This is a genomic window from Methylorubrum podarium, from assembly GCF_040270385.1.
GTDB lineage: Bacteria > Pseudomonadota > Alphaproteobacteria > Rhizobiales > Beijerinckiaceae > Methylobacterium > Methylobacterium podarium.
The window spans coordinates 1-12,962 of record NZ_JBELQE010000125.1 but is presented as its reverse complement, the minus strand read 5'-3'; the positions used below and the strand labels follow the sequence as shown (position 1 = coordinate 12,962).

Here is a 12,962-nt window from a genome sequence, read left to right as displayed (position 1 = left end):
GGAGCGTGGGGCCAGTCGTGGTCTTGCGGCGCACGGGGCGAGGTGGAGAGCCGACAGCGTGCCCGCGAACCGTTAAGAAGCGGCTTCGACAGTCCCGCGAATTGCGCCGATCGGGGTCGGGAAAACCTCATTTCGTATCCAGGTGCGCTGCCGCACATCAGGAATGGCGCTCCGGGATCAGAATCGGAACGATTCCAAGTGACGTCCCGAAGCGATGCTCCCGAAGCGCCTCCCGTTGCGGGACGGTGCGGGCGACCCTGAGCGCTTCGTGCGGCACGTCGATCACGGAGTGCGCCCATGCTGACCCTCAACCTGAACGGCGTGGTCCGGGAGGTCGATGCTGATCCGGACATGCCCCTGCTCTGGGTCATCCGCGACCGGCTCGACATGACCGGTACCAAGTACGGCTGCGGCATCGCGCAGTGCGGCGCCTGCACCGTCCACCTGGACGGCCAGCCGGTGCGCTCCTGCCAGACCCGCATCGGCGACGTGGGCGAGGCCAAGATCACGACGATCGAGGGCGTCCAGGGCAAGGTGGCCGACGCGGTGAAGGCGGCGTGGCGCGGCCTCGACGTGGTGCAGTGCGGCTACTGCCAGTCCGGCCAGATCATGTCGGCGATCGGCCTGCTCACCGACAACCCGAAGCCCAGCGACGCCGATATCGACGGCGCCATGGACGGCAATGTCTGCCGCTGCGGCACCTACCAGCGCATCCGCGCCGCCATCCACGAAGCCGCCCGCTCGCTCGCCTGAGCCGCCCCGCAGCCCATCTGAACAAGGAGCCCGGCATGCTCAAGCTCGATTCGATCGATGCGCCCGTCCCCTCGCGGCGCGCCTTCCTCACCGGCGCGGCGGCGGGCGCCGTCCTGCTCGCCTTCCGCCTCGACCTGAAGGGCGCCCGCGCCGCGGACGCCTCGGACGCCCTGTCCAAGGCTCCGGCCCAGCCCAACGCCTTCGTGCGGATCGCCGCCGACGACACCGTCACGGTGATGATCAAGCACCTCGACATGGGCCAGGGCAACACGACCGGCCTCGCCACCATCCTCGCCGACGAGCTCGACGCGGATTGGAGCCAGATGCGCGTCGCCTTCGCGCCGGCCGACGCCAAGCTCTACGCCAACCTGCTGATGGGCCCGGTCCAGGGCACCGGCGGCTCGACGGCGATCGCCAATTCGTGGTTCCAGCTCCGCAAGGCGGGTGCCGCCGCCCGTGCCATGCTGGTGGCCGCGGCCGCCGACAAGTGGGCCGTGCCGGCCGGCGAGATCACCGTCGCCAAGGGCGTCATCGGCCACAAGTCGGGCAAGCAGGCCCGCTTCGGCGAATTCGCGGAAGCGGCGGCCGCCAAGCCCGTGCCGCAGGAGCCGCGTCTGAAGACGCCGGCCGAGTGGACGCTGATCGGCCAGCGCGTGCCGCGCATCGATTCGGTCGCGAAGACCGACGGCACCGCGATCTACTCCCTCGACATCCGCCGACCCGGCCAGGTCACGGCGCTCGTCGCCCACCCGCCGCGCTTCGGCGCCACGGTGAAGAGCGTGGATGCGGAGGCCGCGCAGGGCATGCCCGGCGTCGTCGGCATCGTCACGATCCCGACCGGCGTGGCGGTGATCGCCCGCGACACCTGGAGCGCGATGAAGGCCCGCGAGGCCCTGAAAGTGACCTGGGACGACTCGGCCGCCGAGACCCGCTCCTCGGACGCGATCCTCGCCGAGTACCGCCAGACGGCGAAGACGCCCGGTCTCGTCGCCTCGCAGGCCGGCGACGCCGATGCCGGCATCAAGGGCGCGGCCAAGGTCCTGGAGGCGGAGTTCTCGTTCCCCTACCTCGCGCACGCGGCGATGGAGCCCCTGAACGCCACGATCGAGCGGGCGGCGGATGGCTCCTTCGACGTCTATGCCGGCTGCCAGATCCAGACCGTCGAGCAGGCGGTCCTGGCCGCGACGTTGGGCGTGACCACCGACAAGGTCCGGCTGCACACGCAGTGGGCCGGCGGCTCGTTCGGGCGGCGCGCGACGCCGGGCGCCGATTACTTCGCCGAGGCCGCCGCGATCGTGAAGGCCTGGGACGGCAAGGCGCCGGTCCACCTCGTCTGGACCCGCGAGGACGACATGGCCGGCGGCTATTACCGCCCGCAGGTCTTCCACACGGTCAAGGCCGGCCTCGACGCCAAGGGCCAGATCACCGGCTGGCGCCACGCCATGGTCGGCAAGTCGATCATGATCGGCTCGCCCTTCGAAGCGATGCTCGTGAAGAACGGGATCGACTCCACCACCGTCGAGGGCGCCTCCGACACGCCCTACGCCCTGCCGGCCTACCGCTTCGAGGTGCACAATGCCCGCGAGGGCGTGCCGGTGCTGTGGTGGCGCTCGGTCGGCCACACCCACACCGCCCACGTGATGGAGGTGTTCATCGACGAGCTGGCGCATGCGGCGAACGCCGATCCGGTCGCCTACCGCCTGTCGCTGCTGACCCGCGCTCCGCGCCTGTCCGGCGTTCTGCGGCTCGCCGCCGAGAAGGCGGGCTGGAGCCGGAAACCCTCCGAGAAGGGCCGCGGCCTCGGCGTCGCCGTGCACGAATCCTTCGGCTCCTACGTGGCGATGGTCGCCGACGTGACGGCGGGCGATTCCACGGCGAAGGTCAACCGCATCGTCGCCGCGGTCGATGTCGGCATCGCCGTCAACCCGGACAACGTCCGCGCCCAGGTCGAGGGTGCGGTCGGCTTCGCCCTCTCGGCGGTGCTGCGCAACCGCATCACCCTCAAGGACGGCGTGGTGCAGGAGACGAACTTCGACAGCTACCAGCCGACCCGCATCTCCGAGATGCCGCGGGTCGAGGTCCACATCGTGCCCTCCGACGTCGCCCCCACCGGCATCGGCGAGCCCGGCGTGCCGGTTCTGGCGCCGGCCATCGCCAACGCGGTCTTCGCCGCGACGGGTCAGCGCCTGCGCTCGCTGCCGCTCGATCTCTCGGCCCTGCGCGGAGCGTAACCGACCGGTCCGCACCCCCGCGAGCCTCCCCGCCGCTCCCGCACCGGGAGCGACGGGGCGGCGAACCGGACACATCTCGGCGAGCCGCGCCGCCGCGAAAACCGCGCGCTTTGCAGATTCGCCCGTCCGTCCCTTAGGTTGAGCCCATCGAGCCGCCACGGGGCGTAGGATGGGCGCGAGAACAGAGCCGCCTGCCCGGCCGTCGAAGCGCCAGACGCCGGAGCCGCGGAGCCGCGAACACGATTGGGCCGGCACATCGCTCGGCCCCGTCGAAACGTGGCCCGACGCGCTGCGCTCCGCCGCCGGTCTCGTGACCGCCCTGGGCGCCCCGGCGGCGCTGGCCTGGGGCCCGGCGCTGACGACCCTGTGCAACGACGCCTTCGCGGCGCTTCTCGGCCCCGTCCCGCCGGGGGCCGCCTTTACCACCCTCTCGAGAACGGGGGATGACGCGGCCGCGCTCGCGTCGCTTCTCCGCCGAGCCCGCGCCGGCGAGGCGGTCACCGCCGCCGGGATCGCGCTCGGCCCGGAACTCTCCGGTCCCATGGTCTCGCTCTGTCTCAGCCCCGTCCGCGGTCCCGACGGCGCGGTGGCGGGCGTGTTCGCCCTCGTCACCGGAACCGGGGAGCCGGCCCCGGCCCCGGCTGCGGGCGAGGAGGCGGAGCGACGCCGCGCCGAGGCGGCGCTCCGGGCGAGCGAGCAACGGTACGGCACCCTGTTCCGGACGATGGGGCAGGGTTTCTGCGAACTCGAGATCCTGCGCGACGGACGGGGCCGTGCCGTCGATATCCGCCCTATCGAGCTGAACCCCGCCTTCGAGCGGCTGATCGGCGTTCCGGCAGCGCAGGCGCGCGGGCGACCGGCGCGCGAGGTCGCGCCGCATCTCGATCCCTGGTGGGTGCAGACCTACGCGCGGATCGCCGCGGCGGGCGTGCCGGCGCGGCTCGAGCACAGGGACATGTGGACGGAACGCTCGTTCGAGGTCTCCGTCTACCCCCAGGCGAACGACCGGCTGTTGATCCTCTCCGACGACGTCACCGAGCGCAAGGCGACGGAGAGGGCCCTGCGGGAGCGCGAGGAGCGGCAGGCTTTCCTCCTGGCGCTGAGCGACGCGGTGCGCACGCTGACCGATCCGGACGCCATTCGACAGGAAGCCTGCCGGCTGCTGGGCGAGCGGCTGGAGGTCGACCGCGCCTTCTACGTCGCCATCGACCAGGCCGCCGGATCCGCGCGGGTGGCCTGGGACCACCATCGCGGCGACGTTCCCTCGCTGGCCGTCGAGCACCGGATCGCGGATTTCGCGTGGGCGATCGACATCCTCCGCCGCGGCCGGTGCCTCGTCGTGGCCGACACGCAGCGATCCGCCGCGGTTCCGGAATCCGGCCGTTCCGCCCTGGCGGCGGTCCGGATCGCGGCCTGCCTCGGGGCACCGCTCATCAAGAACGGCAGCCTCATCGGTACGCTCTGCGTCACGCACGCGACCCCGCGCAGCTGGACGGAGACCGACGTCGGGCTGGTGCGCGACGTGGCCGAGCGGATCTGGTCCGCCGTCCAGCGCGGCCGGGCGGAAGCGGACATCCGGCGCAAGAACGCGGTGCTCGAAGGGATCAACCGCATCTTCCGCGAGGCGCTGACCGCCCGCACCGAGGAGGAACTCGGACGCGCCTGCCTCGCGGTCGCCGAGGACGTGACGCAGAGCGCCTTCAGCTTCATGGGAGAGGTCAACCCCGCGACCGGCCGGTTCAACGAACTCTCCATCAGCGATCGCGGCTGGCAGCACTTCGCCATGGACGACCCCGCCTACCCGAAGGGGGTGGCCCCGAAGGGTCTCAAGATCCACGGCCTCTACGGCCGCGTGCTGAAGGACGGGAAGAGCCTCATCGCCAACGATCCGCAGACGCATCCCGACCGGATCGGCACGCCGGAGGGGCATCCGCCGCTCAAGGCCTTTCTCGGCGTGCCGCTGAAGCGGGAGGATCGGACCATCGGCATGATCGGCCTCGGCAACCGGGAGGGCGGCTTCCGCGCGGAGGATCTGGAGGCCGCCGAGGCGCTGGCTCCGGTCATCCTCCAGGTGCTGCTGAGCAAGCGGACGGCCGACACCCTGCGCGACAGCGAGGCGCGGTTCCGCAGCCTCACCGAACTCGTGCCGAGCTTTCTCTGGCACATGGATCCCGAAGGGAAGTCCACCGTCACGAACCAGCAATGGTGCGACTATACCGGCCAGACGCTGGAGGCGGCGCAGAATGGCGGCTGGCTGGCAACGCTCCATCCGGACGAAGTGGAGGAGACCTGGCGCGCCTTCGCCGACGCCCTCGCCACCGGGCGGACCCTGGAGCTACAGCACCGCATCCGCCGCCGGGACGGGACCTACCGCTGGTTCCTGATCCGCCACGCGCCGGCCCGCGACGCGGAGGGCCGGATCGGGCACTGGTTCGGTGCCGCCACCGACATCCACGACCAGTATCTCGCGGCCGAGAACCTGCGGGCGGAGGAGGCGCGCCAGGCCTTCCTGCTCGACCTCGCCGACCGGCTGCAGGGGCTGGCCGATCCGATGGCGACCCTGCGCGTCGCCGCCGAGGCGCTGGGCCCTCATCTCGCCCTCAGCCGGGCCGGCTACGCCCGCGTCTACGCCGACGGCGAGATGATCGAACGGCAGGTGCGCTACACCGCGGTGGACGAGCCGCTTCTCGGGCCGCTGCGCATCCGGGATTTCGACGAGAGCTTCCGCGATCGGCTGCACCGGGGCGAGACGATCATCGTGAACGACACCGCCCGCCTGCAAAATCCCGACTTCTACCGGAAAGTGGACATCGGCAGCCTCATGGCGGTCCCGCTGGTGCGCGACGGCCAGCTGCGCGCCCTGTTCTTCCTCAACGACCGCAGGCCCCGGGCCTGGTCGCGGGCCGAGGTGGCGCTGGCCGAGGACGTGGCCGCCCGAACCTGGGACGCGGCCGAGCGGGCGCAGGCCGAGGCGGAGTTGCGCGCCAGCGAGGCCCGGCAACGCGCCCTGGTCGAGGGCATGCCCCAGCTGGTCTGGCGGGCGGACCCGGACGGCGGCTGGAACTGGGCGAGCCCGCAATGGTCCGCCTATACCGGCCAGACCGAGGCCGAGAGCCGCGGCTTCGGCTGGCTCGCCGCGCTCCACCCCGACGACCGCCCCACGGCGCAGGAGGCGTGGGAGGGGGCCGTCCCGGCCAGCGCCCTCACCGTCGAATACCGCATCCGCCAGGCCGCGGAAGACCGCTACCGCTGGTTCCAGACCCGGGCGCTGCCCGTGCGCGGGGAGGACGGCCTCGTCGAATGGCTCGGCACCTCCACCGACATCGACGACCTGCGCCGGCTTCAGGAGCAGCAGGGCGTCATGGTGGCCGAGCTGCAGCACCGCACCCGCAATCTCATCACGGTGGTGCGCTCGCTGGCCGAGCAGACCATGGCCGGAAGCGCCTCCATGGAGCTGTTCCGCAGCCGCTTCTACGACCGGCTGGCGGTGCTCTCGCGGGTGCAGGGCCTCCTCTCCCGCTCGACCCTCGAACCGATCACCCTGCACACGCTCATCAGCACCGAACTCGACGCCCTCGGCGCCTGGGAGGCGGCCGCGCGCATCTTCCTCGACGGCCCGTCCGTGCGCTTGCGCAAGGCGACGGTGCAGACCTTCGCCCTCGCCCTGCACGAGCTCGCCACCAACGCGCGCAAATACGGCGCCCTGGCGGTCGAGACGGGACAGCTGAGCGTGACGTGGCGGACCTACGCCGAGGGCGAGCGGACGCGGCTGACCCTGCACTGGCACGAGACCGGCCTGCGGCGCTCCGCCGAGGAGCAGGCGCTGCAGCGATACGGCTTCGGCCGCGAACTGATCGAGAAGGCGCTGCCCTACGCGCTGGATGCGCGCACCTCCTACGCGCTGGACGAGACCACCCTGCGCTGTTCCATCGACCTGCCGCTGACCGAACGGAGCAGGCCGGGCCGGTAGGGAGGCCGTCGATGCACGGACAACGGCCCGGATCGTCGATCCGGGCCGTTCGCCTTGCCGGTGCGGGCGGCGCTCACCAGCGGTAGGTGAAGCCTCCCTTCACCGCGTGGTCCTGGGCGCGGGCGCCCATCTGGCCCGTGTAGGAGACGCCGAGCGTGGCGTTGGCCGAGATCCGGAGATCGAGGCCGGCGCTCGCCACCAGGGCGTCGCGGTCGATCGGGATGCCTGCGGTCACGAAGGAGGCGCCGTTCTGGAAGGCCAGGAGCGCGGCCGGCACCACGTCGCCGAAGGCGCGGCGGTAGCCGACGAGGCCGTGGGCCGAGACCGGCGCACCGAAGCCGAGATCGAGCAGCGTCTGCGCGCGCACGCCCACGGTCGCCGTGCCGACATCGTTGCCCCGGCCGAGCCCGTTCAGGGCGGCGGCCCCGCCGGCCTCGACGAACCGGTCCTGGTCGATATGGACGTAGGCGCCGCCGACGAAGGGCTCGATGTAGGAGAGCGGCGCCGGCGCCACCCCGTTCGCGGATAGGACCGCGCCGGGCGCCGACAGGGCGAAGCGGTAGCCGAGCTCGCCGAAGCCCTGGATCGTCCGGCCGCCGTAGCGCGCCGTCTCGGTCTCGGAGAGGCCGGGCAGGGTCACGCTGCGGCGGGTGCGCAGGCTGTTGTCGGCGTAGACCGCGCCGAGGCGCAGGGCCACCGGCCCGAACTCGGTGCCGCCGTAGACGCCGCCGAAGGCGCTCTCGATCGTGCCGGATTGCAGGCGCCCGGTCGTGTCGAGGCTGGTATAGGTGTAGCCGCCGACCGCGCCGATCCGGAACCCGTTCTCCAGCCGCAGGTCGGCGCCGAGCGCGAAGCCGGCGGTCTGCCGGGTCAGCCCGGCGGCGTTGCCGTCGCCGCGGGCGTCGCCGAAGCTGCCGAAGCCCTGGCCCCACAGGCCGAACACCCGCGGATCGAGGGTCGCCACCGCCATCGGCGCCGAGCGGCCCGGCAGGTCGGCGGTGAAGGTCGTCGGCACGGTGCCGGCGAGTGCCGGGGTGCCGCCGCGGCGAAGGCGGTCGAGCAGCGCCTCGCGGACGAAGTAGGCGGTCTCGAAGGCCGCCGAGGTCGTGCTGGCGTGGATGTCGCCGGTCAGCCCGGCGAAGGCGCCCTGCGCCTGCGCCGGGGTGTAGCCGACGACGCGGTCGTTGAGGGCCGACCCGGCCGAGGCGTCGAGGCCGGCGGCCGCCGCGGCCTCGTTGCGGGTGCGGGCGAAGGCCGTGAACGGCGTGCCGTTGCGGGCGATCGTCAGATCGACGGTGCTCCCGGTATAGGCGAGGTTGCCCGCCAGGAAGGCGTAGTTCGGTCCGCTCACGCCGTCGAACTGGCCCGTCACCGCGCTCGCGGTGAGGATGCTGTAGCGCCCGGTCGGGTTGACGATCCCGGCGAGCGGCGTGAACGCCACCGTGCCGCCGAGCGCCGCCTGGCCGGTCACGGCGATCCGGTCGGAGCTGCCGCCGGTTCCGGTGTCGATCTGCACCGCCGAGCCGGAGGCGAAGCGGGCATTGCCGGCCACCGTCAGCGTTCCGAGCGAACCGCCCTGGCCGCCGCCGGGGCTGACCGTGCCGCCGCCCTGAACGACGAGCCCGCCGACGGTGCCGGCACCGCCGAGCAGGCCGCCCGACGCGACGGTGGCGCGGCCGGCGATCGTGCCGTCGGCCACCAGCGTGCCGGTGTTGCCGACCGTGACGTCGGTGGCGACGCGGTCGCGGGGATCGAGCTGGAGCGTGCCCGTGACGTTCTGGAAGTAGGTCGAGGCCGCGTAGAGGTCGAGACGGCTCCAGTAGCTCAGCGGCGTGCCGTAGAAGGCGGCGAACGCATTGGTTTCCGTGTTGACGAGGATCTGGTTGATCGTGCCCGTCTGCAGGCTCGCGGTGAGGCCGCCGTTCGGGGCGATCTGCTGGGCCGCCGCGGTGCTGCCGCCGTAGACCGGGGCGAGCAGGATCGAGGCGTCGGGGCCGCCGGCGGGGGCGGCCTCGCGCGGGGCCTGGGCAAAGCTCAGGGTCGGCAGGCCGTAGGTCAGGCGCTGGCGGTAGAGCGCCGCGTTGGCATCGCTGGGAAGGTAGGGGTTGCCGGTGGTGTTGGCGGCGCTCGCGGCACAGGTCGCGACGGCGGCGCCGCACTGGGCGGCGAGGTAGCCCTGCAGTTCGGCCTGGGCGCGGGTGAACAGGTTCGGCAGGTTGATCGCCGTCCCCGTCGTCGCGGCGTTGTTGATATAGGCCGGGTTGGTGAGGCTCTGGGCGACGTCGTAGGCCGAGAAGGCCCGCGAGGCGATGATGTCGAGCGGGTAGTGGACGCCGAGCACGATGCGGCTGTTGCCGTAATCCGCGGCTCGCAGCAGCATGTTCTGGTATTGCTGCGGCACCAGCATCGCGAGCAGGTAGCCGTCCGTGAAGGCGTACTGGGTGTGGCCGCTCGGGAAGGACGGGTTGGTGGCGATGCCGTTCAGCGCGCTCGGATCGAAGATGTTGTACTGGCTCGGCGCGACCTGGATCGGGCGCGAGGATCCGTAGACGTCCTGGCCGGCCCCGGTGTTGCGCACGCCGTAGGCGAGGTCGAGCACGCTGTCGTAGCGGTTCGGCAGGGTTCCGGTCGTGCCGGCCGCGCCCGCGGGCGAGCCCGCGGGAATGGTGTAGGGGGCCGTCGGCAGCGAATAGCCCGCCGGTGCCACGGCGGGCACCGGCACGTAGTTGGCGGGCGTGGTGCTGGGGTTGGTGGCCGCGCCGTTGGCGAAGTAGTTCTTGGCGACGCCGAGGTTGGTGCTGAGCACCGAGTAGGCCTGGTTCAGCAGGTTGAAGGTGTTGGTGAGCGGGCCGCTCGTCGCGTTGCTCGCCCGGATTCCGGTCTGGTAGATCGCGCCGAGCTGGGGCCCGAGGCCGCCGACCGGCTGGGACGGGTTGAGGCCGCCCGGGCTCTGGGCCGCCTGGAGCGGCAGGCCGCCCGCGAGGTTGTCCGCCGGTCCGAGATTGACCCGGCTGCCGTCGGTCAGGGTGATCGTGGTCGTGAAGGCCGCGCTGCCCGGCAGCGCCTTGTCGCTGATCGCCCGCTGCTGATCGGCCAGCGAGGCGGCCTGGTTCTGCGCAATCCCCTGCGAGAGGTTGAGCTGGAGCGTCTGCTGGCCGACAGGCGTGCTGTTCAGGCTCAGGAACGGTGCGAGCAGGTTGAGCACGTTGACGTTGGCGGGGGTGGTGTTGACCGCCTGAGCCTGCGCTGCCGTCGCACCGAGGGTGCCGATGAGCAGAGCCGCGAGCGAGACGCTGTCCACGTAACGCATGGAAAGTCCTCCGGAAACCGAATCGGCCGAGCCGTCGGGCGGAGACTTGATCAAGCTGAGCCGTAGCGCGCGTTCATAATGGCGTCATATTAATCTTTGCGAATTTCGTTGTTATCCTGCAACACCTGAAAAATCGCGCATTTCGTCGGGATTAAGATTGAATTGCCGGCTTATCAATAGCGATGAAGTCTCGCGGGTGACCGGCTGGCGCGGCGCATGGTGGCTGATCCGCTTCCGGTTGATCGCTTCGGTTCCTCCTCCGTCATCGCGAGGCGAAGCCGTGCCGATCCAGGGCGCGCCCCTTCCGGAAAGGTCGCGATCTGGATCGCTTCGCTGACGCTCGCGATGACGGGATTGGGCGAAACCCGAAGTGATCAACCGACGACCGTATGCCCCCTGCACAGGAGCCGTGGCCCGATCGCGCGGGAGCGGGGCGCACCTTTAGGCGGCTGTTGCGACACGCGTCCTCGCGCCGAGCCGATATCGGCTTCGGCGAACGCGCGCTACGCCCGCCCGAGCGCCTCTTCGATCATCCGTGCGACGGCAAGTGCCCGGCCGTCGTCGCCGAAGCGGGCGATCACCTGGACGCCGAGGGGCAGGCCGTCGCCCGGCACCGGAACGGAGACGCAGGGCACGCCCATCAGGGTCCAGAGCCGGTTGAAGCGCGCATCCCCCGTCGAGCCGAGCCCCTTCGGCGCGCGGCCGACGCTGGAGACCGTGAGGATCGCGTCGACATCCGAGAACAGCTCCTTGAGGAGCCGGCGCGCCCGGTGCGCCTCGCGGCGGGCGGCGTCGTAATCGGCGGCGGTGAGATCCTGCGCCCGGTCGAGCTGGCCGCGCAGCACCGGCGGCAGGGCGTCGCGATGCTCGGCATATTCCCAGGCGAGCGCTTGGCGTGCCTCGAAATCCTGCACCGTCGGGTGGGCGGCCCAGGCCCGCGCGAAGGGCTCCGGCAGGACGAGATCGCGCACCGAGGCGCCGGCCCGCTCGGCGGCGCGGGCCGCCCGGTCGAGCGCCGCGAGGGCGTCCGCGTCGGCGCTTCCCGCGAAATCCTGAAGGCAGAGGGCGAGGCGCGGGCGCTCCGGTGCGGGGGCCTCGATTCCCGGCCGCTCCGCGATCAGCGCCAGGGCGTGGGCGATGTCGGCGACGGAAGCGCCGAACAGGCCCACCGTATCGAGTGCCCAGGAGAAGGTCTTCACCCCCACCGTCGGCAGCAGCCGGAACGAGGGCTTGATCGCCGCGATCCCGCAGAAGGCCGCCGGGCGGATCACCGAGCCGCCGGTCTGGGTGCCGAGCGCCAGCGGCAGCATCCCGGCGGCGACCGCCGCGGCCGAGCCCGAGGAGGAGCCGCCCGGCGTGTGGCCGGGATCGCGCGGGTTCACGGTGGCGGCGGGGTCGAGGCCGGCAAAGGCCGTGGTCGCGGTCTTGGCGAGCGGCACGGCGCCCAGCGCCCGCAGCCGCGACACCACCGCCGCGTCGGCCCGCGGCCGCCAGCCGGCATGGATGCTCGAACCGCATTCGGTCGCCATGTCGGCAGTGTCGATGATGTCCTTGATGCCGACCGCGATGCCGGCGAGCGGGCCACGCTCGGGCACGGCCGCCGCCTCGGGGGCGGTGCGCAGCACGGCGCCGATGGCGGGGTCGCGGGCGGCGATCCGCTCGCGCGCCGCGCGCACCGCGTCCGCGGCCGAGAGGGTGCCGTCCGCGATGCGGGCGCGGATGTCGAGAAGCGAGATCATGCCCCTCCCAAGTCACGGCCCGTGCCGGATCTGTCAACAGCGCTCCACACGGGGGCCGATCCGCTCGCGCATCGTTAGCGGCTCGTTTACGCGACGGTGCGCATCGTCTCGTCCATGTGGCGTAAAGCGTTAGCGTTCTCGGCCCTGGTGCTGTTCGGCGCGGGGCTCACGGGCTGTGCGATCAACCGGTTCGAGCGCCGGGAGGCATGGCGCGACCAGGCCGAACAGATGTGCATCGCCCGCAAGCTGGTGCAGCCGACGGCCTATGTCTCCCTCGCCAAGGAGATCGACGGCCCCGGCCCCTGCGGAATGCAGCAGCCCTTCCGGGTCACGCGACTCGGCGGCGGCACGGTGGCGCTGAAGCAGCGCATGACGCTGGCCTGCCCGGCGCTGGCCGAGGCCGAGGCGTGGCTCGCCGACACGATCCAGCCCGCCGCCAACCTCTATTTCGGCGTGCCGGTGGCCGAGATCAACGCGGGCTCCTATTCCTGCCGCGGCCGCAACAACCAGGTCGGCGCCAAGCTGTCCGAGCATTCCTTCGGCAACGCCCTGGACATCATGTCCTTCACGCTGGCCGACGGCCACGTCATCACCGTCAAGGGCGGCTGGCGCGGCACCGAGGCCGAGCAGGCCTTCCTGCGCGAGGTGTTCGTCGGGGCCTGCGCCCGCTTCTCGACGGTGCTGGCGCCGGGCTCCAACGTCTACCACTACGACCACATCCACGTGGATCTGGCGATGCACGACCCGCGCGGGTTGAAGCGGATCTGCAAGCCGCTGCTCAAGTTCGAGTCGCAGCTCGTCGCCGCCGACGGCTCGCCCCGCCCGATGGCCTCGCCCCGCCCGCCCGCGCGCCAGACCCTGCCGTCCCAGGCGCCGATCGACGGCGAGGAGGACGATCCCTACGGCGTCGCGCCGACCTCGTCGCGCACCACCGGCACGCGCGTCGCCCGCGCCCCGAC

6 protein-coding genes are annotated in these 12,962 nt (G+C 72.0%); 4 read left to right on the top strand and 2 right to left on the bottom strand.

The window, feature by feature from the left end; all coding sequences use genetic code 11:
* The first annotated feature begins 297 nt into the window (after positions 1–297).
* From ABS772_RS23805 to ABS772_RS23795, 3 genes are all read left to right on the top strand, one after another.
* A complete protein-coding gene (locus ABS772_RS23805) occupies positions 298–753 on the top strand; it encodes a (2Fe-2S)-binding protein (RefSeq protein ID WP_238255794.1) in 456 nt (151 codons plus the stop codon).
* Positions 754–788: 35 nt separating this feature from the next.
* Positions 789–2,984 (top strand): xanthine dehydrogenase family protein molybdopterin-binding subunit, encoded by a 2,196-nt coding sequence (locus tag ABS772_RS23800; RefSeq protein WP_350397164.1) that lies wholly within the window; start codon positions 789–791, stop codon positions 2,982–2,984.
* A gap of 169 nt (positions 2,985–3,153) precedes the next feature.
* Positions 3,154–6,954 (top strand): GAF domain-containing protein, encoded by a 3,801-nt coding sequence (locus ABS772_RS23795; protein ID WP_350397163.1) that lies wholly within the window; start codon positions 3,154–3,156, stop codon positions 6,952–6,954.
* Positions 6,955–7,027: 73 nt separating this feature from the next.
* Here the strand turns inward: ABS772_RS23795 and ABS772_RS23790 are convergent, their stop codons facing one another.
* The gene (locus tag ABS772_RS23790) at positions 7,028–10,264 is read right to left on the bottom strand and encodes an autotransporter family protein (RefSeq protein WP_350397162.1); all 3,237 of its coding nucleotides are present in this window, start codon (positions 10,262–10,264) and stop codon (positions 7,028–7,030) included.
* A 503-nt stretch (positions 10,265–10,767) separates the two neighbouring features.
* Positions 10,768–12,003 carry an amidase gene (locus ABS772_RS23785; protein WP_350397161.1) on the bottom strand — a complete coding sequence of 412 codons (1,236 nt, stop codon included), beginning with the start codon at positions 12,001–12,003 and terminating at the stop codon, positions 10,768–10,770.
* Between the two features lie 114 nt (positions 12,004–12,117).
* Between ABS772_RS23785 and ABS772_RS23780 the strand changes: the two genes are divergently transcribed.
* Positions 12,118–12,962: extensin-like domain-containing protein (locus tag ABS772_RS23780; protein ID WP_350397160.1), on the top strand; the 845-nt coding region annotated here is incomplete at its 3' end.